Source organism: Paenibacillus sp. J22P277 (assembly GCF_059383675.1).
Genome location: NZ_JBXENS010000002.1, coordinates 919,356 through 945,043, shown reverse-complemented (window position 1 = coordinate 945,043; position 25,688 = coordinate 919,356). Strand labels below are relative to the sequence as shown.

The 25,688-nt window shown below is 55.8% G+C and carries 13 protein-coding genes and 1 other RNA gene; 13 read left to right on the top strand and 1 reads right to left on the bottom strand.

Translation table 11 applies throughout. The features are described from left to right. Window positions 1–29 precede the first annotated feature (29 nt). The 11 genes from smpB to AC50YL_RS08785 all read left to right on the top strand — a co-directional run bounded on the left by smpB (window position 30) and on the right by AC50YL_RS08785 (window position 15,596). Window positions 30–509 (top strand): SsrA-binding protein SmpB, encoded by a 480-nt coding sequence (gene smpB, locus AC50YL_RS08835; RefSeq protein ID WP_494831085.1) that lies wholly within the window; start codon window positions 30–32, stop codon window positions 507–509. Between the two features lie 230 nt (window positions 510–739). Then, window positions 740–1,104: a transfer-messenger RNA gene (ssrA, locus tag AC50YL_RS08830) on the top strand. 551 nt (window positions 1,105–1,655) lie between these two features. Then, window positions 1,656–6,995: an S-layer homology domain-containing protein gene (locus AC50YL_RS08825; RefSeq protein ID WP_494831083.1), complete on the top strand. Its 5,340-nt coding sequence runs from the start codon at window positions 1,656–1,658 to the stop codon at window positions 6,993–6,995. A 215-nt stretch (window positions 6,996–7,210) separates the two neighbouring features. Then, the gene (locus tag AC50YL_RS08820) at window positions 7,211–8,287 is read left to right on the top strand and encodes a S1C family serine protease (protein ID WP_494831082.1); all 1,077 of its coding nucleotides are present in this window, start codon (window positions 7,211–7,213) and stop codon (window positions 8,285–8,287) included. Window positions 8,288–8,604: 317 nt separating this feature from the next. Then, window positions 8,605–9,066 (top strand): nuclear transport factor 2 family protein, encoded by a 462-nt coding sequence (locus tag AC50YL_RS08815; RefSeq protein WP_494831080.1) that lies wholly within the window; start codon window positions 8,605–8,607, stop codon window positions 9,064–9,066. Between the two features lie 167 nt (window positions 9,067–9,233). Next, window positions 9,234–10,382 carry a YecA family protein gene (locus AC50YL_RS08810; RefSeq protein WP_494831078.1) on the top strand — a complete coding sequence of 383 codons (1,149 nt, stop codon included), beginning with the start codon at window positions 9,234–9,236 and terminating at the stop codon, window positions 10,380–10,382. Between the two features lie 82 nt (window positions 10,383–10,464). Beyond that, window positions 10,465–10,962, top strand: a complete 498-nt coding sequence (locus AC50YL_RS08805; RefSeq protein ID WP_494831077.1) for a nucleoside 2-deoxyribosyltransferase — start codon at window positions 10,465–10,467, stop codon at window positions 10,960–10,962. Window positions 10,963–11,157: 195 nt separating this feature from the next. Then, window positions 11,158–11,532 (top strand): PH domain-containing protein, encoded by a 375-nt coding sequence (locus tag AC50YL_RS08800; RefSeq protein WP_494831076.1) that lies wholly within the window; start codon window positions 11,158–11,160, stop codon window positions 11,530–11,532. A 464-nt stretch (window positions 11,533–11,996) separates the two neighbouring features. Beyond that, window positions 11,997–12,734, top strand: a complete 738-nt coding sequence (locus AC50YL_RS08795) for a hypothetical protein (RefSeq protein ID WP_494831075.1) — start codon at window positions 11,997–11,999, stop codon at window positions 12,732–12,734. Window positions 12,735–12,746: 12 nt separating this feature from the next. Next, on the top strand, window positions 12,747–14,435 hold the full coding sequence (locus AC50YL_RS08790; protein ID WP_494831073.1) for a vWA domain-containing protein: 1,689 nt from the start codon (window positions 12,747–12,749) through the stop codon (window positions 14,433–14,435). A gap of 21 nt (window positions 14,436–14,456) precedes the next feature. Beyond that, a complete protein-coding gene (locus AC50YL_RS08785) occupies window positions 14,457–15,596 on the top strand; it encodes a toxic anion resistance protein (protein ID WP_494831072.1) in 1,140 nt (379 codons plus the stop codon). A 166-nt stretch (window positions 15,597–15,762) separates the two neighbouring features. Here the strand turns inward: AC50YL_RS08785 and AC50YL_RS08780 are convergent, their stop codons facing one another. Further along, complete coding sequence (locus tag AC50YL_RS08780; protein ID WP_494831071.1) at window positions 15,763–17,178, bottom strand: ABC transporter substrate-binding protein; 1,416 nt, start codon at window positions 17,176–17,178, stop codon at window positions 15,763–15,765. A 950-nt stretch (window positions 17,179–18,128) separates the two neighbouring features. Here AC50YL_RS08780 and AC50YL_RS08775 point away from each other — a divergent pair. After that, window positions 18,129–21,377: a S8 family serine peptidase gene (locus AC50YL_RS08775; protein ID WP_494831070.1), complete on the top strand. Its 3,249-nt coding sequence runs from the start codon at window positions 18,129–18,131 to the stop codon at window positions 21,375–21,377. 45 nt (window positions 21,378–21,422) lie between these two features. Continuing rightward, on the top strand, window positions 21,423–25,610 hold the full coding sequence (locus AC50YL_RS08770) for a S8 family serine peptidase (protein ID WP_494831069.1): 4,188 nt from the start codon (window positions 21,423–21,425) through the stop codon (window positions 25,608–25,610). The last annotated feature ends 78 nt before the right edge of the window (window positions 25,611–25,688 follow it).

The window sequence follows — 25,688 nt, the reverse complement described above, 5'->3', positions numbered from 1 at the left end:
GCTAAACGAACATGGGAGAGGTGAACGGCATGGCGAAGAAAAGCGACGGCAAACAGCTTGCGCAGAATAAGAAGGCTTCCCATGACTATTTCATCGAGGATACCTTCGAAGCCGGCATGGTGCTGATGGGGAGCGAGATCAAGTCGGTGCGGATGGGAAAGGCGAACATCAGCGATGCGTTCGCGACGATCCGGAACGGCGAAATTTTCATCCACAACATGCATATCAGCTATTTCGAGCAAGGGAACCGAAGCAATCCCGGCGACCCGACAAGGGCGCGCAAACTGCTCATGCACAAGGCGCAGATTCACAAGCTGCTCGGCTTGTCCAAGCAAGACGGCTATGCGATCGTGCCGCTCAAGATTTACGTCCGTAACGGCTACGCGAAGCTGCTGATCGGCCTTGGCAAAGGGAAGAAGCAATACGACAAGCGCGAGTCCGCGGCGAAGAAGGATGCGCAGCGCGACATTCAACGTGCGCTTCGCGAGAAACAGAAGGTTGCCCGGTAGCGCTGGCTATTGCAGCGGCAGCCGGAAGTCGGTGGAGAACGTCGCCATGGCTTCCAGCAAGACGCTTACTCGGTAACACCCGATCTGTGGTATACTAAGTAAGCAACGAAAGAAACATTTATCGTTTCAACATGCTTGGGTGAAACCGATGTCCGGCCAGTACAGGCGGCATCATTCGTCGGAGCGTCTCGACTGCTAAACGGAGCGCTAATCGCCGTTTATGCGCCATTGGGGGCGTTTATGGATTCGACGGGGATAGTTCGAGCATGGGTTGCGGGTAGCAGGGAGTCGTCTGCTTCATCAACGCTAAAGCCTATTAAACGGCAAACAACAACAAACCTACGCTTTAGCAGCTTAATAACCTGTTAGCGTGCTCCTACCTAGCATCGCCCATGTGACTAGACTAGGGGCTAACAAATAGTGGGATACGCCGTTCGGTCTCCGCCTGGGGTCGACGGAAGAAGACAATCAGGCTGACCCGAAGGGAATCCGGTTACGGGGAGTTCCTAGGGTGACATCAAAACCGTGACTACACCCGTAGAAGCCTATGTGGCGTTGTCTTCGGACAGGGGTTCAAATCCCCTCGCCTCCACCAAATGAAAGCCCCGTCCTCGTGAGGACGGGGCTTTGTTCTGTCCGAAAACGGAGCCCCGCTGTAGCCCGGAAAATGATTTTATTCTTTGAACGTAGCCGTCGAGTAGTATGCTTCGCTAAATTTAGCAAGATAATCCGTCAACTACTTTGCTTACCTAAGCAGTCCTCTGAACCGAATTGATATCAATAATCGACCGTATCTGCTTCGCTACTTTCTTCCCCTCCCGATAAGCCGAGACAACCTCATTAATGGCCTGGCCTGTTTGAACAGAAGATGCTTGTTTGCAGTTGATAGCAAGACGAAGGTTCTTCATTCGCAACAAAATCAGCTTATCCAATCATATTGGGCACTTTAATAGACCTAAATTGGTACTACAACCTGGTGTCCTACGCGGCACGGGATATGGCAGCTGTATGTGGTAGTTTACGATAGTAAATCAAATATTTAACACAATAAGCTATCTACTCTCGAGATTCATAGATAGAATGAGGGGTGGTTTAAGGATGCTTGCACAGAAAGCAATCATGTATTCGAAAAAAAGGAGAGACATCATGCGAAGGTTTATAAGAAACAAAAAATTGCCGGCGATGCTGCTGGCACTCGCGACGGCACTGAATCTATCAAGCGTTGGCGCTTTGACTGCCAATGCAGCCGATGAGCCGACGCTCGGTGAAGCAAACGTCCTGAAAAACGAGCAAATTTCTTCCGGCGTCCACTTTAGCTCGGAGGAATACAACAATTACTATAAAGCGAACAATCGCGTAGTCGTCAACCGACTGGATGTTAATCCGGCCGATTCGAACACGAAGATCATCACGGCCAAGGCGTACGATACCATCAGTGCCGTGGAAACGATCGGCGATCAGGCCAACCGGGAAATTTTGAAAGGCAATCAAGTCATTGCCGGAGTCGACGGCGACTTTTACGATATCGATCCGGCATCCGGAAATCCGCTAGGGTTAATCATGAAGGACGGCGAGCTGATCGTAAGCCAATTGCCAGGCGAAAACGATCGCGTGAGTTTTTATATGGATAACGCGAACAAGCCCGGAATTAACCAAATTCATGCCGAAGGTAGTTTTTCGGCAGCGGGAACCGATTACGACGTGGACCTGCTTAACCGTAACCAGGCCGTGAATAACGCTTTGGTCATCCACACGAGCAAAGTTACGAAAACGCGCAAAATGACGCATAACTACGCTGGCGACAGAGGGAAATCCGCTTTCGCGTTGATCCGCGTGGGCGACAACTTCGACGGCGTTCATCCGGGGCAAACGTACACGGGTACCGTCGTTAACGTAACGTCCACGGAAGGCTTCGACATTCCCGATGATTCCGTCGTTCTGGAAGGCGTAGGCACATCGAAACCAATCGTCGAGGCACTGCAGACTAACGCCGAAGTTAGCTTTAAATACGATTTGTTCGCAGGCAAAGATGCGAACAACCTCGATATTATGAACAACGATATCGTGACCTCGATCACCTCTAACGCTTGGCTCGTACATAACGGCGCAGTGGTGACGACCGGCGATCCGGCCGCTAACGCGCGTACGGCATTAGGCATGAAGGCAGACGGAAGCCTCATCGTGGTAACCGTAGACAAGCCAAGCTCTAGTTATACGGGGAGCATTGGAACAGGTCTTCCCGATCTGGGGAAATACATGAAAGAAGCGGGAGCCGTCGATGCGCTTAATTTGGACGGCGGCGGTTCGACGGAGATGATCGCACGCCCGGCCGGCAGCGATCGTCCGGTAACCGTAAGCCATCCTAGCGATGTCAATGGCTCGAGACTCGTCTCCAGTTCCCTGCTGTTCGTAAGCACGGCGACGAAAGGGACGACGGTCGGCAACGTGGTGGTCGATAAAAACGTGACGCTCTACACCGGCTCGAAATACGATTTCGCCTATCGGTTGGCGGATGAATTCGGCAATCCGATCTCCAGCGGGAACGGTCCCGCTACGTGGGCGTCGACCGTCGGAAGCATCGACCCGAACGGCCATTATATCGCGGATGCCGGAGTCGGCGCAGGGGAAGTAACCGCAACGGTCGACGGCGTGACGGGCAGCGCGAAGGTATCGGTCGTGGATACCGTGGCTACCCTGGCTTTGACAAGCACCAACGTGGTTTTGAACAATAACGCGAAAAAGCAGTTCGGATTTGTCGCTACCGATGCAACAGGGGGGCAGGTTTATATCGACCCGTCCGTGGCAAAGTGGAGCCTTTCCGGAAGTATCGGTACGGTGAACGAGAGCGGACTGGTTACTTCCAACGATAGTAACGGAACGGCAACGCTTACGGCAACGGTTGCAGGTATGACGTTAACGACACAAGTTACGGTCGGTATAAAAGAGCAGGTCATCGACAATTTCGAGACGTACCCGATCGAAGGTTATCATCTAAGCGGAATCGGTTTCGGCAGTGTTTCGCAATATGCGGGAAGCGCAGGAACAAGCCCGTACTTGAGCATCTCGACGGCAGTTAAGCATTCGGGAAACAATAGCTTTAAATTCGATTATGACCTTAGCAAGTGGACAAACAAAAATTCGAACGGAACGCTGAACTGGATCCCGCACTGGTATACGGGCCCGAAATGGTCGGATACGCTTGCAAATCAAATGCTTTCCACGTATAAGACCGAGGTTTATCCGAAAAAATTCGGAATGTGGGTATACGGGGACGGCAAGGCTCCTTGGTTGAGGGCGATATTCAGAGATTCATCCGGCGGCGCGGATAAAACGCTCGACCTGACGACGGAAACGGACGACATCAACTGGGTAGGTTGGAAATATATAGAGGTTCCTGTCCCGGACGGTTGGAAGCTGCCGATTACGCTTAACTATGTATACATGGTCGAGACGACGAAATCGAAGCCGGCCTATTCCGGTACGGTCTATTTCGATGATATGAAATATATTTACACGGACGATGTAACGGATACTAGCGGTCCGGAGTTTACCGATACAAGTCCTTCGTCGGACGGTTTGTTCACCGATACCCTTGATTTCTCGACTACGATTACCGATAGTCTCTCCGGGGTTGACGAGAACAAAATAACGGTCAAAATCAACGACGTGGATTATAAGGATTACACGTACGATAAAGCCACGGGTCGTCTTAGCTTCAAGCTGGAAAATCTTGAACAAGGGGATTACAGAGTATTCGTAGACGCTTACGATAAAGCGTTGACCCCCAACGAATCTGTTCCCTATATCGACAAAACGTATCATGTGGATTTGACTCCGGACGAGGAAGCGCCGACGATGACGGACGTAACGCCTACGAAGGACGTCAAAGTTAAAATTCCGACGCCGCGGGTCACGTTCAAGCTATTGGACAGCAAATCGCAAGTGGATCCGGCGAGCATTTCCGTTCGGATGAATGATACTGAACTGCCTGTGTATTATGACGCCGTCACGGGTTGGGGATATGCCGAACCGACAAGCGGCTTGGCGAACGGCGCGTATACCTTAAGAATCAACGCTCGGGATAAAGCCGGGAACGCCATGCCGACCTACAAGGATCAATTGTCTCTGGCGGCAATCCCGCAGCCGCAGGATGGAGATAACTTCAACATCTCGCTTATTCCGGATACGCAAGGCAACGCGTTTACCGATAAATTGTTCGCTAAGGTTGCAGCGGATGATTCTTCGTTAGTGATGCACATGGGCGATATCGTCGATGACGGTTCCCAACTGCAATACGATCAAGCGTCGGGCTTCGTCGACAAGTATTTCGGGAACGCGGATTCCAAACCGTTCTTCGTATTGGCGGGCAATCACGAATCGTTCCAGAACACCTTGGATATCTACTATAAGAAATTCGGTTCTCCGACGATGCATTTCGACTATGGGGATACGCTGATCATCATGTTGAACTCGGCCTACATCCAAAGCATCACCTTGTCGGATTCCACCCAGTTCCATTGGTTGGAAGAAGTGTTGAAGAAGAATACGAAGAAAAACATTATCGTTCTTGACCATGTCATTACGCGCGACGCATTCGGCACCAAGCATGAAATGGACCCGAATGACGCCGCGAAATACGAGTCCATTCTGAGCGATTATAAGCTCGAGCATCCGGATACGGATATCTACAGCATTTTCGGACATTTGCATTCGCTTCAAAATTGGGAAGTCGGCGGAGTCAAATACATCATAACGGGTAACGGTGCCGACAAGACGTACCTCCCGCATAGCGATGGAGATTTGCTCGGCACCGGCAAGATGACGGTTGCGGGCGGCAAGATGAAGTACACCTTCGACCCTCTCTTGACGAAGGTTTACATTCATAACGACGCGATTATCTCGGGCAAAATGAACACCGTAATCGGATCCCAAGTCCAAATGGATGTGTTCGGGGACTTCAGAGAGTATCCTGCTAATTACTTGACTCAAATCAATAACCGCAAATTAGTCGGGATTGACTGGAAGTCCAGCAACGAAGACGTAGCTTCCGTGGATGAAAATGGAGTGGTAACTTCAAAGTCATCCGGTACGGCAATCATTACGGCAACATCCGGAGGAAAGAGCAATTCGATTTCGGTCGAGACGGTGAAGCCGGCAGACGTCAAGCCTGTCAAGCTCGAATTGTCCGTTCCTGCCGAACCTGAAGTCGGGGATACGTTCATCCCGACGATTAAAGCGACCAACGCTTACGGCGCGGTTTATGCCCTTGACGCGAAAGACGTTACCTTCAGCTTCAAGAACGGAAAGGCACACATGCAAGAGGATGGAGTGATCCTCGCGGATGCCGAAGGCGACGAAGAAATTACGGTTGCGTTCAGCGGTTTGAAGGCGACGGCCATCGCGAAAATCGTTGCTAAGCCGACTACGCCTACAGCTCCTGGCAACTCCGGTCCGGTCGTGATCGTTCCTCCGACTAAACCGGACATCGATCTCACCAAGGACAGCGTCGTGAAATCCGACGTCTTCGGGGAACTCGCGAAAGACAAGAACGCAACGATGACGTTCGTGGGCAGCGGCTACAAATGGAAAATCAATGGCTCGGACATCACGAATCCTAACGCTGACGTAGACCTGGGCGTTACCATCACCAATCAAGCTCCAGCAGGGAAAGTTTCGACCCCTGTTCAAGTGAGTAGCAAAAAAGTCGTTGTGGGCTTGTCTCTCAACCAAAACGGAGCTCTTCCGGGGAAAATGACGCTTGAAATCCCGACGGGCAAAGAACAAGCGGGCAAAAAGCTGTTCTTCTACGCGGTAAATTCCGCCGATCAAGCTCCTGTACTCGTATCCGAGCTTACCGTGGACGAATACGGAAACGCAGCGATTCCTTTCGCTTCCTCGACGTCGGCCGAGTACTTGCTAACGACGCAAAAGATCTTGGATTTCAAAGACGCCGACGCTCACTGGGCGAAAGCGGACATCTATTATCTGGTGGGTAAGGACATTATCAGCGGCGTTAACGACAGCCAGTTCTTGCCGAATAACGCGATCACGCGCGGCGAATTCGTCAAGTTGATCGCCGGAGCCGCCGGAGCGGACGTGTCCGCGTTCACGAACAGCTCGTTCTCGGACGTCAAGCAAGGCGACTGGTACTCGCCTTACGTAGAATGGGCGAAGAAAAATAACATCGTGCTCGGGGTTAAGCCGGATGCGTTTGCTCCTAACGAGAAAATTACGAGGGAACAAATGGCGGTTATCCTTGTGAGACTGTCCGACTTGCTCGGATACACCTTGGAGGACAGCGCGCAGCCCGCTCATTTCAAGGACGAAGCCAACATTTCCGCCTACGCGCGCGATGCCGTGAAAAAGGCGCAGCAAGCCGAGCTTATCAGCGGTATGCCCAACAATCAGTTTGCGCCAGCGAAGAGCGCAACTAGAGGCGAAGCGGCTAAGATGCTAGCGGCTTTGCTCAAAGCCATGGAAAAGTAAATCAAAGAAAGTCGTCGCATGTTCATGCGATGATGAAACAAAACGATCGCTTTCCGGCATTTTGGATGCCGGGGAGCGATCGTTTTTGGTTTTCATCTGGTCATATTTTCCTGGCTATTTCGAAAGATTCTCAGCGTTCTTTTAGCTAGATTTAAGCTTCCTTTTAGGATCGTTCCGCATAATAGAGTCATCAAGAGCGCGAGAGGATGATCCGAATGGATGAGCATATGGAAATGAAACAGGAACGCGATGACGTCGGCGATGGCCTGACCATGTATCGCTACGATTCCCCGAAGAAGGCGGCCGACATACAGACGGCGTATGAAGAAGCGATCGCCGCGAACGACGGGAGAGGAGCCTCGGGAGGCGGCGGACCTCGAAGGAGAAGAACGGCATCCCAAACGATTCTGGCCGCCTTTCTTGCCGGCGCTTTAACGATCGGCGGGCTGACCTACATGTCCGATCGAATGGATTTGTTCGGCGGCGGGGCTTCCGGCGCCGCGCGGGCGACCGCTTCGAACGGCGGCTCCCATTCGGCCGATGCCGGATTAACGACCGCTTCTCTCCAGGCGTCCACCGGTGATTTCGCCGCGGTATTCAATCAAGCGAACCCCGCGGTTGTGGAGATCGGAAATTATGGGGTCGAGAACAACCAGTCGAGAACCAACCTTTTCGGCGGCGGAGGCCGTTCGGGCGGTCGACAGCAGTCGGCGCCAAATAATGAAGAGCCGGTGCTGATGGGCACGGGGTCCGGATTCTTTTTCAATCAGGACGGCTATATCCTGACCAACCAGCACGTCATTGCCGATGCCTCGGAGCTAAAGGTAACGGTGCCCGGATACGACGAGCCGCTGAAGGCCAAGATCATCAACCAGAACGAAAAACTGGATTTGGCGGTGATCAAAGTGGAGACGCCGGACGGGAAAGACTTTCCGACGCTAAGCTTTGGCGACTCGAATCAAGCGAATATTGGCGACTGGGTCATCGCGATCGGCAATCCGTACGGCTTGGATCACACGATGACGACAGGCGTGCTCAGCGCAAAGGAACGCCCGATTACGGTCACGGAGGACGACGGTTCCGAGCATCCGTACGAACATCTGCTGCAAACCGACGCTTCGATTAACCCCGGCAATTCGGGCGGACCGCTGCTGAACGCGAAAGGCGAAGTGATCGGCGTGAATACCGCGGTCAACTCCGAAGCGCAAGGCATCGGATTCGCGATTCCATCCAGCACGATTCAGGATGCGGTGAAAGAGATGATGGCGGGAACGACTGGAAACTCGCTCTAACTTAAACCGATGCCGTCGAAGTCGGGAAACCCCGTAACACGGTAAAAACAGCTCCTTTGCCGCGGTGGCGGAGTGCAGCCTGCCCGGATTGCGGACCGGAATCCAATCGTCCCCGATTGGTCGGGTTTCGGGGAGGCGAACGATAAGAATTGGATCATGCCAAGCCAAGCCCGCGATAGTGCCGCACACGTCAGTCGGGCCGCCATATAATGGTACAAACGACCAGGCCTAAGGTTCTCAAGCTGGATGAACGTTAACGCAGCAGCGAGCCCTTGGGGCCAAATGGCAACAACAGCAAAGGAGACGTGCACAGTTCGATGCGAATTATTCTGGCACCGTTCACATTGGAGACGGCAACCGCAAAGGTCCGAAAGGCGGAAGACGACTGGAACACGCGCGATCCTCAGTTGGTGGCGAGGGACTACACCGAGGATTGCCCTTGGCGGAACCGGGTCGAATTCCCCGTGGGCAGAGCGGAAATCATAGCGTTTCTTACGAGAAAGTGGAACAAGGAGCTGGATTACCGGCTCATTAAGGAGCTCTGGTCTTATAATGGCAACCGTATCGCCGTGCGCTTCGCCTACGAGTGGCATGACGACGGGGGCCAGTGGTTCCGATCGTACGGGAACGAGAATTGGGAGTTCAGCGAAACCGGATTGAACAAGCGCCGTTACGCGTCGATCAACGATATGCCGATCCGCGAGGCCGACCGAAAGTTCCGCTGGCCGTTGGGACGCCGTCCGGATCATTATCCCAGTCTCTCCGAGCTTGGATTATAGTTTGCGCCTCGGTTCGATCGCACACGGCTAGCGAATTGAAGGCCTGGATCGCGGGACGCTTTCCATGGCGTTCCGTTTTCCGGGTTTTTTAATAGTTCCACGCGCTTCATTTGCGAGCCGGGTTAGGGTACAATCGCTTTAGCGTTGACTTGTAAAGGGGTTAAGAAATGGAGTTGGATTTGGAAAAAGAGATGCAGCAGCTGAATGCGAGCAATGCGATCAAAGGCGCGGTCGTGACTCGTTTAAAGGATATCTTGTTACAGCTGACCAAAGATCGATTGAATTTCGTTGCTGCGAATTGCGCGCTTGAGGGACGCTCCAAGCTGAAGAAACAGGAGCTCGCGGATGCGCTTTACGAGCGAATCGCGAATGCGGATCAAGTACGGGCGTCGTTCCTTACCGCGGAGACGAAGGAATGGGCGCTTGTGGATCGGCTTCTCAACGTCCCGTATGTTCAGGACAATGCCGTGACTGCGGATGCGTACTTGTTTCTGATGGATAAAGGCTTGGTGTTCAGTTTCATGGAGCAGGATAAGCTGTTCTTGGTCATGCCGGAGGAGGTCAAGTCCGCCTACAAGAAGCTGGACCAGAAGTCGTTTCAAGCGGAACGCGGCGTAACCCAGCTGGTACTGCGCTATGCGGAAGCTGCGGCTAACCTGTACGGCATCTGTCCCGTGCGAAAGGTTATCGAGATGATCAACGAGCAGAACGACGGCGGTTTGACGGAGGAGCAGTTCAATCGGATCCGAGATTCCGTCTCCGATAAAGCGCTGACTTGGGATGTACAGCGCGGGCTTCTTTTTAGCGATGGCCTGGAAGGAGAAAGCCTCGAAGATTACGAGGCGTTCATGGAGAGCGTGAAGGACAAGCCGTACTACATGCCTCCCAAGGAGGAGCTGCTGCGTTATGCGGATATCGATTATTTCGAAATGACGCCACAGCTGGAGGCATTAAAGGGCTATATCGTGCAACGGTTGGGGAAAGTCGAACGGTTGGCCGAAGCGATCGTGGATGATGTCCAGCTTGCATGCGCGATGGAAGAGCCGCTTAGCGTCATCATGGAAGAGTTCGAGATCCGCAAAATTCGCTTGAGCAAGAAGCAGCTCCATGACATTGTGCCGCTCGTTATTAACGTGAACAACACGACGAGAATGTGGTCCAATCGCGGCTTTACGCCTGCCGAGCTGAGCCCGAAGCCGAGTCGGGGCGCGAATGATGGCAATGTGATTCAATTCCCGGCAGCTTCCTCGAAAATCGGCAGGAACGATCCTTGCCCATGCGGCAGCGGGAAAAAACATAAAAATTGCTGCCTGTAACTGGGGCTGGTAACTGCCGAAGCAGTTCTTAAACTGGATGAATGTTAACGCATGTATTTTGGGAAGTAAAGGGAGAGTTCGCATGCAACTGAAAGTGTATATGGCGGGATTCGAAGTTTTCAGGCCCGATGCGGTGGAGATCGGGTCTCGAATGAAGCAGTTATGCAAGGAATACGGATTCGAAGGTATCTTCCCGCTGGATAAGGATATTAAGCCTCGGCCTGACTTGCTCGGGACGGCGAAAGCGATTTTCGAAGGAAATGTGAAGCTGATCGAGAAAGCGGATATTATTATCGCCAATTTGAACCCTTTCCGGGGGAAGGAGCCGGATTCGGGCACTGTCTTCGAATGCGGACTCGGCTATGGATTGGGCAAGAAGTTATACGGCTTCCTCGCGGACGATCGGACAATGGCCGAGAAGCTTCTTCCTGAAACGGAGGCCGCAACCGGGCTTTATGCGGACGGCATGCGCATCGAGAACTTCGGTCTTTCGATGAACGTGATGTTATCGATCCCGATGACCATTGTCGGAGGGACGCTTGAAGAAGCGCTCAAGAGAGCGCGGGAGGACTTGAGGTAACGGTCGCGGCTAAGGACGGCACCGAATACACTTTCGGCATGTACGGAATTCGGGTTTCTGTCTGTAGGCCGAAGGGCGCATGGCTTGTCGCTGTTACCGGAGAATTTATATGGCAATGTTGTTTAAAAAAGGAAATTCTAGAAAAATGTCGAATAGCTGACTATTAGGCAACTCAACTAATAGGAGGCTAGGCAGATGGCGGCTACGCAAAGCATTTTAGATTGGACCTTGGTATCGGAGTGTCCCATACCGCAGGACGTCAACGCGTTACTGGTGAAGGGCGAAGTACCGGTCGCGGCTTATAAAACCTTTCGGGACACGGCCGTTTTCGCGAATAAGCGGTTGATCGTTCGGGATGTGCAAGGAATGTCCGGCAAAAAAATCGAGATCTATTCCCTGCCTTACTCCTCCATCGATATGTGGTCCACGGAGAATGCCGGCGGGTTTCTCGACTTCAATGCGGAGGTAGAGTTGTGGACCAAGGCCGGTCACATCAAAGTGAAATTGCAAAAGGGCGTTGATATCCGCAAGTTTGATATGCTGATCGCCAACGCGCTGCTGCAGGATTAAGCCGGCGGCGATTAGACTTGACTGAGCTTATGCCCGTGGAGGCGCGCACGGCGCTTTTTCGGACAAGGGGTCGACTCCCATGCTGACACGCATTGCATTGCCACACCTCCTAAAAACCACCTACAAGGTGGTTTTTCTTCGTTTAACGGACTTCGTGCAAGCAAGGCAAACGCAATTTTCCAACAAACGGAAACGTCGCTGCAACTCATGCGTATAGGTCGAATAATGACCGCGAGGTCTCGACTCTCCGCGCCGCCGCATCCGGATGGGATATAGCACTCGGAGGCGCATAATCTAATTGAAGCGGCTCTTTCCATGCGGGCCCGCCGGAATCGTAGGCTAGGCCGGGCTGCATGGGACGCTTTCGACTCCAACCCGCTGCGACAAAACTCATACCCCAATATTTAACATTGTTGTACAATGATAGTGAGAGGAAAGGATTTTTCTGGCAGAGGGGTGTTCGATTGGGCGTAACCAGATACATAAAGCTGCTTGGTTTGACACTTGGCGTCGTCGCGTTGAATATTGTCGTTTTCTCCCGTGGTTTTCTCGGAATCGAGATCGGCGGCAGCGCGCTCTCCTCCGCGATCGGCGCGACCGTTCTCGCCGCCAGCGCCATTACGCTGTTTTATGGGTGCTATTCGCTGCTCTTCAAGGCCGAGACAGCCCTGCCGGCGAAGGAGATCAAGACGCATGACGATTATGTCGAGGCATTATCGCGCTTTAGGCGTATTAAGGTCTTGGAGGCGGATATCGGTTTGGCCCTGCGTCAACTGGAACGGCTGGAGAAGAAAAAGAACACGCTGCTCGAGGTTTTGAAGCAGCGATTCGATCCCGCGGAATTGAGCTACAAGAAGTTTGCCGCCGTCATCCACGAAGTGGAGAAGCTCTTCTACCTGAATGTCAGAAGCGTTATCAATCGGCTGCGCACGTTCGACGAGTCGGAATTCGAAAGCGTCTCGGGCCGGAAGCCGCCGCCCTTATCGCCGGAGCTGCTTCAGGCCAGGAAAAGCGTGTACGGCGAATACCTGTCCTTCACCAAACAATCGCTGGCCACGAACGAGGAGATCTTGTTGAAGCTGGATCAGCTTCTGCTCGAGATCTCCCGGCTGGACAGTCTGGATCCCGGCGATATCGACAGCATGCCTTGCATGCAGGAGATCGACGCGTTGATCAAGCAAACCCAATACTACAAGAATTAAGAGGTGGCCTGGATGCAAAGAAAGAGCAAGTTTCTGCTGATCTCCGCTATTTTTCTGATAGTCGTCTTCGGTCTCGTGTATGCCGGGGTGACGCTGACCTCCAATCTGGGCAAATCGAAAGCGGAAGTGACGGCCGAGGATGCCGGGGACCGGTTGAATAAACTGTACGCGGATATCGCCCCGACGACCGATGCCCCCGTCAAAGGCCAGATCGACCTGGATCCCGTCGATGTCGCAGCATCCTTGCCCGATATCGCCAAGTTCCCGATCACGGTGAACAATACGAACGATAACTTCGTCGAGATCTTCTCGTCCACGGAAAAGTCGGGCACGGGCGTCGACGGATGGTTGACGGACGTGGCGACCGAATTCAACAAGGCGAATATTGCCGTGGACGGCAAGCCGGCTTCGGTCAAGATTCGGAATATCGCCTCGGGCACCGCCGCGGACTATATCAAATCCGGCAAGTACGTCCCCGACGCGTTTACGCCTTCGAATGAATTGTGGGGCGAGATGGTTCAAGCAAGCGGAGTCAAAACGCAGCTCGTCGTGAATCGTCTCGTCGGAAACGTTCCGGGAATCGTCATCGCCAAGGCGAAGTACGATGCCATGATCGATAAGTACGGCTCCGTCAATGTGAAGACCGTCACGGAAGCGATCGCCAATAACGAGCTCTCCATGGGTTATACGGATCCCTTCGCGAGCTCCACGGGCTTGAATTTCCTCGTGACGGCGCTTCATACCTTCGACAGCGCCAATATGCTGAGCGACAAGGCCGTGCAGGAATTCGAGAAGTTCCAATCCAACGTACCGTTCATCGCTTCAACCACCATTCAGATGCGGGACGCGGCCAAGTCCGGGGCCCTCGACGGGTTCGTCCTGGAATACCAGACGTACGTCAACGCCGCGGAATTGAAAAGCGGGTATGTCTTTACGCCGTTTGGGTTCAGGCACGACAGTCCGCTCTATGCTTTAGGCGATCTGCCGCAGGCAAAGCTCGATATTCTCAAGAAGTTCGCGGAATTCGTGACGCAGGACAAATACATGCAAACCGCGCAGGAAAAAGGCTTTAACGGACTTGAAACCTACAAGTCGGAGCTGGCCCCCGTGGATGGGAATCTGCTCGCGTCCGCGCAGAAGGTGTGGAAAGAGAAAAAGAACGGCAGCAAGCCGATTACGGCGGTATTCGTCACCGACGTCTCCGGCAGCATGGACGGCGAGCCGATCAATCGGCTCAAGGAGTCGCTTCTGAAAGGGCAGAAATACTTGGGCAAAGACAACAGCATCGGTCTCGTCTCCTACTCGGACGGCGTCGCCATCAAGCTGCCGATCGCGAAGTACGATACGAACCAGCAGTCCATGTTCGTCGGGGCGGTGAACAGCCTGCAGTCCGGCGGCGGCACGGCAACCTTCAACGGCATCGTCGTTGCGCTCAAGCTGCTCGAGGATCAATTGGCCATCGATCCGAACACGAAGCCGATTATTTTCGTTCTCAGCGACGGGGAGACGAATCAAGGCTACTCGCTGGAAGACATCAAAGGACTGATCGAGACCTACAAGATTCCGATCTACACGATCGGCTATAACGCCAATATTCAAGCGCTCCAGAACATCTCCAGCATTAACGAAGCGGCCAGTATCAATGCGGATACGGACGACGTCGTGTACAAGATCGGCAATCTGTTCAACGTTCAAATGTAAGTATTCCGAGGGGGGATTTCCATGTCGTTTTCGATGAATGTATCCAGTCCGGAAGAGCTGACGGCCGAGATCGAGCATACCGTGCAGCCAGTGCCGGAGGAAGAAGCGAAGCTTCGGGAAGAGGCGAATGCGAACGTCGCGATGATCATGGCCTTGGATGCCGAGTCCCTGGAGCAGCGCAAGGAGATCCTTCGCTCCATCGACGCGTATGGGTTGAACACCATGAAGCGGTCCTCCGATAAAAACACGCTGCTGCAGGTTTCGGTCGGCAATCTTGCCCGATCGGGCGACGAGGGCGGACCGGTCGCGAAGGGACTCGCCGAACTGCACACGCAGCTGAAGGATCTGGATCCCGGCATGATCGACTTTGCCAAGAAGGGATTCCTCGGCAAATTGTTCAATCCGCTGCGCGCGTACTTCCTCAAGTTCGAGAAGGCCGACGAGGTGATCGCCGACATCGTCGTATCGCTTGATAAAGGCGGCGCCACGCTCCGCAACGACAACACGACGCTCGAGCTCGAGCAGCACGACATCCGAAAGCTAACCAAGACGCTCAAGAAAGAAATTCAGCTCGGAATGCTGATGGATCAGTCCATCGAAGCCCAGATCGAATCAGCCAAGCAGCGCGGCGAGGACCCGGAGAAGATTCGGTTCATCACGGAGGAGATCCTGTTCCCGATGCGCCAGCGCGTCATGGATTTGCAGCAAATGCTGGTCGTTAACCAGCAAGGGATCCTGGCCTACGAGGTCGTCATCCGCAACAACAAAGAGCTCATTCGCGGCGTGGACCGAGCGAAGACCGTCACGATCTCGGCCTTGAAGATTGCCGTTACGGTGGCGAGCGCCCTGTATAATCAAGGGATCGTGCTCAAGAAAATCGAGCTGCTCAATCAGACCACCACGAACCTGATCGCCGGCACCTCGAGAATGCTGAAGGACCAAGGCGTGGCCATCCATCAGCAGGCCATGGACGCGACGGTCTCGGTCGATACCTTGAAACAAGCGTTCGCGGACGTGCTGTCGGCGTTCGATGCCATCAGCTCCTACAAACAGCAAGCTCTTCCGAAAATGAGGGAAACAATCAATCAGTTCCGAACATTGGCCGATGACGGGGAGAAGCATATCGTGCGTCTGGAGAAGGGCAATGCTCTAGGCCTGTAAGGGATGCATCGAATCGCACAGGGAAGATTGGGACACCAGGGATGGGAACCGATTCCCGATACACGCAGAAAAGCGACCGTGACAGGTCGCTTTTTTGCGTTGCTCGTATTCGGGGACCACATAGGCGCCTCGCAGTCCGATTCGGCCCGCATCCGCCGGTTCCGGCCTATTCGTTCAGGATGAGGTCGACTTTGCTTTTCACCAGCTTCGCGACTTGCTCCGCCGTTTTCTGTCCGCTGAAGAAGGCTTTGGCTTCATTCATGATCGTCTCGTCGATATTCGAGGGAGCGTGAGCCCAGTGAACGGCTTCCGTCAGATCCGCTTTCAGCTGATCCAGCTTGCCGGCATCGACGGTTGTCGCGGGATGCGTATCCGTCTGAATCGTGCCCGCCGCTTTCAGTTTCGCTACCTGTTCGTCATAGGCGGTCATGTTGATCGGAAAGCCGCGGTCTTCGGAAGCATCGGCCGGCGATTTCGCTTCGTTCTCCATGAGAAAACGGATAAAATTCCACGCCTCCTGCTTATGGGGGGAGTTCGCGTTGATGCCCACCGTGCCGTAGGTGCTGAAATAACCGCCGGCGCCCATGGCTTGCGGATGCGGCTTCGCGTACAGTGCCGGATGCGCGATGAGATCGTTGAATAGATAGGTGCCGAACGAGCTGATCGTGTTCTCGCTGAAATACGCATGCGCGTTCTGGGTAGCGGTGCTCCCTCTGCCTCCCCCGTCTCTGAGCATGTCGAAGAGCAAGCCGTCGTCGACCATGGCTTTCACCTGATCGATGAGCTCGACGAACGCAGCCGAATCGAAGCTTCGTTCGCCTTTGTCGCCCTTGACGAGCCGGGCGAAATTCTCGGCGGCCAGCTCGCTCAGCAGGATGGACGGCTCGCTGACGATCGCGTTTTTGAACTCGCCCTTCTGCTGCAGCTGCCGGGCCGTATCCAGGAAATCGTTCCACGTCCAGCTGCTATCGTCGATTTGCACGCCGGTCTTGCCGATCGCCTCGCTGTCGCCGACCAAGCCGACAAGGGAGAAATACAGCGGCATGCCGTACAGCCCGTCGCCGTTCTTCGCATGGTTCAGGATGTTGGTGAAATAATCTTCCGGACGAAACGATGCATCTCCCGTCATGATCCCGTTCAGCTCCGCGAGCAGCCCGCGATCCGCGTAGGCATCCATCGGCAGCTCGTCCAGCTCGATCAGGTCGGGCCCTTTGCCCGCGAGAACGGCCGTGTTTACGCCGGTCACGAATTTTTCATGGTAGGCCATTACTTCGTCGAGGTCCTTGCCGGAGGTAGGCGTCGCTTGAAGCGCAATCTCGACGTTCGGATGAAGCCCTTCGTATTGCGCGACGGCAGCCTGCATCCGATCGCTCAGATAATAAGTGGCGAACGTCAGCTTCACCGGACCGGAGGCGGTCTCGCCGTCACGGGGCTGCTCCGTCGTTCCGGAGGCGTTTTCGCTGCCGGGGGGCTGTTTCCCCGGCGATGTCGATCCCGTTCCCGGCTCCGGGGCGTTATCGGAGCTGCTGCATGCGGCGAGCAGGAACACCAGGGCAGTCAACGGCCATGCGATTTTCTTCAATCGGATTCCCCATTTCGGATTCGTCTCGAAGAAAACGATACGGCATGGATGTTGCCAAAGTTTGGCGCGAATGTATCCGACTTGTGAAATGAAGAGGATCGCCAGCGCGGTCATATCGCCGCCGCTATGCCGAAGTTCGAGAAGCCGCACGCGGACGGCGTCGTTCCGGACGAGACTATTAACTGCATCAATGATTTGGCTATGGTTAAGGAACTCGATGAACGAACGAATCAATCGATATCCTGTGCGTTGCAGCGTTAAGAGCCTATGGATTCAACGGTTGAACAGATAAGAATAGGAAGCAATTGAGAGAAGCCGTGGTAATCGATATTCAGGTAAGCGCAGCACCCCTGTAAGAGGTGTTCTGTTGCTCGGAAATCAGAGGGCTTGGCATCGAACGAAGCTGATTTTTTAAGGTTTTTTTATATATACAAATTGTAAACACGTCATTTAATATAACACGAATTTCCTTGATTTTCATAGTCATTTTCACATAAGTTTAAAAAAATAAATATGTTGACGCTATCATTTTGCCGACTATATAATTTTCTCATAATTCCGAGGTGGAATGTTAGATTTAATGACATTAAACTCGAATTCGCAACTGCAAGCGTTCGCGATTTTCGGAGAAGTTGAAATTCGCGGCAAGCTCGACTGCAGGAGCATACGCTAACGGAAGTAGGGGTGGTCGTATTACGTAATCGCATGAAGGGTTTTCCCCGATTGCCCGCATGCCAATCGCGCACGAAGATTGGCGCTTCTCGTACTTTTATACTAGTAAGTATTTTGCGGGCAGCATAGAACTCCGAATTATCGCTCCTCCTATTCCGTAATCATGACGGAATCGCAACGCTGTCGTTAAACTAATTTAGCGAAGGAAGTGACATGGCTTGACCAGGATAAGTACGAAACTTACGTTTGCTCTCTTCTCTACGATTCTAGCGTTTGGCATGGTAACGCCTGCTTTGGCCGAACAACCCTCGCATGATCCGCTGAGAAAAAGCCAGTGGACCGGGGAACAGGCTTCCCCTGACACAACCATCTACACGAAAGCAAATGCCGCGGGACAAGCTTCCGCAAATCAGCCCGCATTCGCGAGCACGCTGCCGGCAGCGCCCGAGTATGCCCCTGACCGCGTGATCGTCAAGTATCGGTCGGCATCGGCTGCCGCTTCCGCCGAATCGATTTCCGCGCAAATAATAGACGCCAGCCCGCTGTCGGTTGCCAATGCCGAACTTTTGCAGCTCGCGGCTGGAGCCGATGTACATAGCGTGATTCAAGACTTGCTCCAGGATCCGAACGTGCTCTACGCGGAACCCGACTACAAAGTATCCCCCGCGCTGAACCCGCAGACGTTCCGTCCGGTCGATCTGGCGGACCAAGCTCCCGTGTCGGCAGCGGACGCGGGCGCGCCTCCGGTAATGGCGACCGACCCGCTCTTCCACGAGCAATGGGGTCTGCATAATACCGGACAAGCACTTAATGACGGCACGGTGCCCGGCGGTACGCCGGACATCGATATGGATTTGCCGGAAGCCTGGGGAATTACGACGGGCAGCAAGGACGTTGCCGTCGCGGTCATCGGCAACGGCACGAAGATCGACGTCCCCGACCTGGTCGGCCAAATTTGGACCAACGACAAGGAAATTCCGGATAACGGCATCGACGATGACGGCGACGGACTCGTCGACGACGTGAACGGGTGGGATTTCGCCCACGACGACAACACGTTGTTCGATACGAGCGACGGCCTCAGCGATGCTTACGGCACGACGGTCGCCGGTCAAATCGCCGCCGCGATGAACAACGGCGAAGGCATCGCCGGCGTCGCGCCCAACATCAACGTCATGCCGCTGAAGGTGGTTTCCCCTGACGGCGGGTACTTCACGGATGTCGTGGATGCCATCCACTACGCCGAAGCGCACGGCGTCAAGATCGCCACGCTCGGCATCGTGTATACCTACAGAAGCAAGCTGATCGAGGATGCCATCAACGCCTCGGATATGTTGTTCGTGTCCCCGGCAGGCGAGAGCAGCGGGATGTTCGGCGGAACCCTGAATGCGGATCTTGATCCCGTTTACCCGGCCGCTTATCCAAGCGCGAACATGCTGTCGGTCACCGGCGTCAATATCCTCGGGGACCTGTCCTTGGACGCCGCGATCGGTCAAACGTCCGTCGACGTCGCCGCGCCGTCCGAATTGATCATCTCGACGGTACCCGACGTGGATGCCGGCTATGCGGCCCAAATCGATAACGGCACGTATAAAGCCTACTACAACGGCATTGGGTTCGAGGAAATTCCGATCGACGACCCGCAATATGCCGGTCAACGGCAGGATATGTTCGACCGCGCCTTGGATTACCTCAAGCCGGCCGGCGGCGCCGCGCCGACGATTCTGCTCGTGAACGACAGCCAGCGCAGCGGCGGCGAAGCCGGACCTACCGACTGGGAGAGCGATCCGATGGCGGTCTACGAAGGGCTGCTGCAGCAGGGCGGCTATGCGTACGATACCTTCACGACGCAGGACGAGACCTTCGACGGTCCGCCGCTTGAGCAGCTGAAGCAGTACGATGTCGTCGTCTGGTTCACGGGAACCGCATGGGCCGTCAACGGCAGCAAGCTGATTACCGATCGCGATCAGTCCAGCTTGACGGATTATCTGAACGACGGCGGCCACCTGATGCTTACGGGGCAGGACGCGATCGATCAAAGTCCGAACGCTCCATTCGTGAAAGACGTGCTGGGTCTTAAGCTCGTGAAAGAAGGCGGCTACGTATTCAACGGCTGGGGCGTGCCCGGCACCATCTACGACGGCCAGACCTATAAATTGATGGATTTCAGCTTGTTCTACGACACCGTCATCAGCAATAAGCCCGCGCAAACCATCGTCAATCTGAAGAACAGCAACGGCAAATATTCCTATGCGCAAGGAACCTTGTATGCCGCGGCTTACGCCGCCGGGGTGGCGGGACTCGTGGAGAGCCAGCAGCCGGCGTTGAGCGCCATGGACATCAAGCAACGCGTCGTGACGAGCGGCAAATCCCTGAGCGGGCTTAAGCCCATTACGGCAAGCGGGAAATTGATCAGCGCGTACCGCGCGCTGTGGAACAAGGACATTCCGGGCATGTCGCTGATCGTTCCGTCGATCGCCGGCCAGCTCGATCAGGCGAACGATCCGAACCACGTCTACTCCGTCGAGCTGAACGCCGGCGAGGAGGCGACCTTCTCGCTGAAGGGCGCGGCGGGTACGGATTTCGATCTCATCCTGTACGATTCCTCCGCCACGACGGTGGCGGGCAACGAAGGCGCGGTCGCGTATTCCGAGCATCCGGGCACGTCGACCGAATCGATCACGTACCGCGCGGCCAAGGCGGGTACGTATTACATCAACCTCTATGCCGTGGCCGGAGCGGGCCAATATACCTTGAACGTGGCGTACGGCAACTCGTCCGGCTCGCTCGAGGACGACGATCCGTCGCTGACCTACGAAGGCGACTGGAAGACGGTGACGGACGAGTCCTATTCGGGCGGCACCATCAAGCAGCTGAACGGTGACGGCTCCGTCCGATTCGGCTTCAGAGGGAACCTCTTCGAGTGGATCGGCATGAAGAACGATGCGCAAGGCATCGCCTCGATCTGGATCGACGGCGCGGTCGCAGGTTACGTCAACCTGTACAGCGAGAAGCCGCAGCCGAAGCAGTCGCTGTTTAAATTCATGCTGCCGAACGGGCATCATGACGTCGTCATTCAAAGCGAAGGCGGCACGGAGCAGGTCAAGGCGATCAACATGGACGCCGTCGCGTTCTCCAGCTTGATCTCGCCGACGTCCGCTTCCGGTACCTACGCAGGTCCGTGGGCGATTCGCTACGGCATGAAGTATCCCGACGGCGTGCAGACCTACAGCACGATGCCGGGCAACGCCGCCGAATTCACGTTCACGGGCACGAAGGTGACGCTGTGGTCCACGACGGGCAGCAACCGCGGCAAGGTAAATATCTATATCGACGGCGAGTCCGTTACCGAATCGCCGGTTGATCTATATAGCGAGAGCCTGCGCTATCAGGTGCCGGTCTTCACGTCGGCCGAACTCGCCGGCGGCGTGCACAAGATCAAGATCGTGCATGCGGACGAAGCGAATCCGAAGTCGAAAGGCAGCATCGTCACCATCGACGGTTTGGACGTCCTGAACTTAAGCTAGTCTGCGAGAAAGCAATTATTCTGATCCGAAATGGGGTACCTGTACGTGAAACGATCACTTCTCAAAACATCGCTTTCGCTCGCGACGGTGTCCGTGCTGGCCGGGAGTCTCGTCGCGACGAGCCTGCCCGCCGCGCATGCCGCTCCGAAAGATCCAACCATCATAACCAAGGAGGGGCTGGATACGGTCGCCCGCCTGCTGCAGGAAGCCGGACCGGAGGACGCGACCCGCGCGGCGGCTCCGGGCGAAGCGTTCGTGGCCGACGATATTAACACCGCCTCCGCGGAAGACATCAACGTTATCGTTCAATTCAGCGGCCAGCCCGCGGCCGTCGGGCAGTATGCCGCCAAGCTCGGCTACGGTTCATTGGCCAAGAAAGCCACCGAGGCGACCGTGCAGACCGAGCAGGACGCGTTCGTCCGCAGCGCGCAGGCAAAGAGCGTGCCGTTCAAAGTCGACCGCCGCTTCAATACGGTGCTGAACGGAATGGAAATCACCGTCCGCGCGGACCGGATTCCGCAGCTGGCCAAGCTGCCGGGCGTGAAGTCCATTCATAAGAACGTCCTGTATTATCCGGCCGACGTAACCGACAGCTATCAGGCCGCCGCGGCCGGCTCGTCGACCATCGATACGGTGCCGCTCGAGCAGATCGGCGTCCTGAAGGCGTGGGAACGGGGCTATACGGGCAAAGGGCTGAAGGTCGGCGTCATCGACACCGGCATCGATTACAAGCATCCCGATCTCGTCGGCAATTACGTCGAAGGCGGCGGCTACGATGCCGTGAACCAAGACGACGATCCGTACGAGGATTTGCCGGAGGGCGATTACGAAGGCTCTTACCATGGCACGCACGTATCCGGCACCATCGCCGGCACGGCTTCGAACGCGACGGCCAACCACGTGCAGAAGGGCGTCGCTTACGATGCCAAGCTGTACGCCTATAAGGTGCTCGGACCGGACGGCGGCACCTCCGCCCAAGTCATCGACGGAATCGAGCATGCCGTCGAGGACAAGATGGACGTCATCAACCTTTCCCTCGGCAGCGACTTGGAGAAGGATCCCGATTCGCCCGACTCCGCGGCGGTGAACAACGCCGTGCTGGCGGGCGTCGTGGCCGTCGTGGCGAACGGCAACGCCGGCGCCGGCAATCAGTACTATTATTCCATGGGCTCGCCGGCCTCCTCGCAGCTCGCGATCTCCGTCGGCGCGACCACGAGCGAGAGCATCCGCGTCGCGGGAAGGGTACGCAGCGAAGTCGGATCCCTCGCCAACGAGGCGCAGACGGATTTGATGAGCTGGACGACGGACGAAGAGGATTTCAACGCGATGTTCGGCGCAGGCCCGATTCAGGGCGTGTATGTCGGACTCGGGTCGAACGACGATTACGAAGGCCTCGATAAGGCGTTCCTGGCCGACAAGATCGTCTTCATCTCCCGGGGGAACCTGACCTTCGACGAGAAAGCGAAGATCGCGGCCAAGCACGGCGCGAAGGCCGCGGTCATCTTCAACGGCAACGCCGTCGGCCCGAACGTCAACGTGCCCGATCTGTCGGACGACATCGCGGATCGCAATGGTCCGATCGGACCGATCGGGTTCCTCGGCGACAGCTACGACTATATCCCGACCTTTGACATGGCGGGCAAGACGGGGCGCGCGCTAGCCCGCGCACTGCAGGCTGATCCGACGCAAACCTTGCAATTTACGATGAAGAACGATTTTGCCAAGACCACCGTCGCCGGGGAGCGCATGGCGGATTTCAGCTCCAGAGGACCGAACTCCGACGGCAACTACGGCATCAAGCCGGACCTGAGCGCGCCTGGCGTGCAGATCTTCTCGTCCGTGCCGGCCTATGGCGCGGCGAATCCGGATGCCAGCTACGATAAGGCTTATGCCAAGCTGAGCGGCACGAGCATGGCGACGCCGCACGTGGCCGGTCTTGCCCTGCTGATCAAGCAGGCGCATCCGAGATGGACGCCGACCGACATTCGCGCGGCGCTGGCGAATACGTCGGAGAAGCTGGTCGATGAAGACGCCACGCCGTACGACGTTTATTCGCAGGGCGCGGGACAGGTCGACGTCATGAACGCGATCGATACGCGCGCCATCATCGAATCGCTGGACGAGATTACGATCTACGACGATAAGATGAACCCGACGGCGATTCCGAGCGAAGCGAGCAGCGTGAGCTTTGGCAAGATCAAGCCGGGCGACGCCGCGGTCAAGAAGCCGCTGCGCGTCAAGAACCTGTCGAATGCGTCCGTGACGTACAACGCGAAAGTCGTGATGCATCCGTCGGTCACGTCGGACCCGCATCATCCGATTCCGACGCCGGACTCCCGCGTGATCGCGGCGAAGCTGGACGGACTGACGGGCAATCAGATCCAGGTGGGGCCAGCCGGCACCTTCGAATTCAACCTGACCGCGGCCGCGACCGCGCAGGCGCCGGTCGGCGTGTACGAGGGCGAAGTGCTGCTCGAGAGCGCGGGACTCCCGTCCCTGCATCTGCCGTTCGTTATTCACGTCGGCGCCGCGTCCGACGACAACGATTTCCCGATTCAGAACCTGACGCTCAGCAGTCCGACCGTGTCGAAGGACGCGCCGATCGATATTACGGCGTCGCTGCCGAAGGGCAAGATCAATCACTTGTACGCGGCGGTCTACGACATGAACGACCAGCCGATGGGCATCGTGGCCGAATATTTCGACACGGACGAAGACAAGGACGTGCTGAATCCGCTGCCGTCCACCTTCGCTATTCCGGAATTCGACGGCTCCTACAATATGGGCATCTACGTGAACGACGGCAACAAGGCGAACGCGTATCTCCCCGAGGGCCGGTACAAGCTGGCGGTCGTCGGTTCGGTCTACGACGCGAACTACGAGCTCGTCGACCAGTCGGTAGCGTATAAAACGTTCTACATGTCCGGCGAAGCGGGCGAACCGACCCCGCCGACGGAACCGCCGACCAGTCCGCCGATTTACGGCACGAATCCCGTGACGCCTAGCGAAGCGGCGTACAACAAGGAAGTGGCCGCATCCGTGATCGCGAAAGGGCAAACGGGCATCGCAATCACGCCGCAATCGAGCGTGGAAGGCACGCAATTGTCCGTTTCGGTTACGGACGCCGACCTGCAAAAGGCGATAACTGGCGCGAAGTCGCCGGTCGCGCTGACCATCGGCGCGGCTTCCGACGATGCCGTCGCCGCGCAGCTGAAATTAACGGCCGCGCAGGTGAAAACGCTGAAGGAAGCCGGGCTTGAGGGCGTAATCGTCTTCTCCTGGAACGATGCGTCGCTCGCGTTGCCGCTCACCGCGCTGGCGCAAGCCCCAGAAGGCGCGGACGTGGCGATCGCGATCAAGCAGGATGAAGCCAGCAAGGCCGAGTTCGCGAAGCAGGCGGCGGACGCGGTGATCCTCGGAACGCCTTACGTCTTCGAAGCAAGCAGCGTAAGCGGCGGCGTAACCGCACCGCTTCAGCTGAAAGCCGATGAATTCGCGGTCAGGTCGTTCCTGATCGAGAAAGGCACCGACGCGAGCGCGGCCGGCGCGCTGTACCTCGACGGCGGCAAGCTCTACCCGGTTCCGGCTCAAATTACGCAAGCTAGCGACGGTGCTTCGATTATCACGATTCAACGTCCCGGCTTCTCGACCTACGCTGCGGCTTCGCGGCATGTCGCGTTCGCCGATATCGACAAGTCCTGGGCGCGCGAAGAGATCCAAACGCTCGCGGACAAGTTCCTGCTGAACGGCACGACCGAGCACGCCTTCTCGCCGAAGGCGAACGTGACCCGCGCGCAATTCGCGTCCATGCTCGTGCGGGCGCTGGGCTTGCAGGCGCAAACGACGGCTGCGCCGTTCGGCGACGTGAAGAGCGGCGATTGGTTCGCCTCCGACGTCGCCACGGCGTACGCGGCCGGACTCGTCACGGGCGCGGAGGGCCAGTTCAAGCCGAACGCTACCATTACCCGTCAAGATCTGACGGTCATGCTGGCGAGAGCGATCAAGCTGATCGACCTTCAGCAGCCGAATGCGGGCGGATCTCGCACCTATGCCGATGCCGCAACGTTCAGCGGCTACGCAAAAGAGAGCATTCAACTCGTCACTGACGCCGGATTGATGAAGGGCGTCGAATTGAAAGGCGGCAGCTACTTCCAACCGGCCGAAGCGACGACTCGCGAAGCCGCGGCCAAAGTGCTGCATGATCTGCTCCAAGCTGCCAAACGGATAAATTAATTCGTCTGCTTGCGCAACGCAACCCTCAAAGAGCTGCCGAGATTCCTTCGGCAGCTTTTTGGCATGCAAAATAACGAA

What these genes read in the sequence shown, in the direction of transcription:
- smpB (WP_494831085.1), top strand. Translation starts at nt 30, where the DNA reads ATGGCGAAGAAAAGCGACGGCAAACAGCTTGCGCAGAATAAGAAGGCT.
- AC50YL_RS08825 (WP_494831083.1), top strand. Translation starts at nt 1,656, where the DNA reads ATGCGAAGGTTTATAAGAAACAAAAAATTGCCGGCGATGCTGCTGGCA.
- AC50YL_RS08820 (WP_494831082.1), top strand. Translation starts at nt 7,211, where the DNA reads ATGGATGAGCATATGGAAATGAAACAGGAACGCGATGACGTCGGCGAT.
- AC50YL_RS08815 (WP_494831080.1), top strand. Translation starts at nt 8,605, where the DNA reads ATGCGAATTATTCTGGCACCGTTCACATTGGAGACGGCAACCGCAAAG.
- AC50YL_RS08810 (WP_494831078.1), top strand. Translation starts at nt 9,234, where the DNA reads ATGGAGTTGGATTTGGAAAAAGAGATGCAGCAGCTGAATGCGAGCAAT.
- AC50YL_RS08805 (WP_494831077.1), top strand. Translation starts at nt 10,465, where the DNA reads ATGCAACTGAAAGTGTATATGGCGGGATTCGAAGTTTTCAGGCCCGAT.
- AC50YL_RS08800 (WP_494831076.1), top strand. Translation starts at nt 11,158, where the DNA reads ATGGCGGCTACGCAAAGCATTTTAGATTGGACCTTGGTATCGGAGTGT.
- AC50YL_RS08790 (WP_494831073.1), top strand. Translation starts at nt 12,747, where the DNA reads ATGCAAAGAAAGAGCAAGTTTCTGCTGATCTCCGCTATTTTTCTGATA.
- AC50YL_RS08785 (WP_494831072.1), top strand. Translation starts at nt 14,457, where the DNA reads ATGTCGTTTTCGATGAATGTATCCAGTCCGGAAGAGCTGACGGCCGAG.
- AC50YL_RS08775 (WP_494831070.1), top strand. Translation starts at nt 18,129, where the DNA reads ATGGTAACGCCTGCTTTGGCCGAACAACCCTCGCATGATCCGCTGAGA.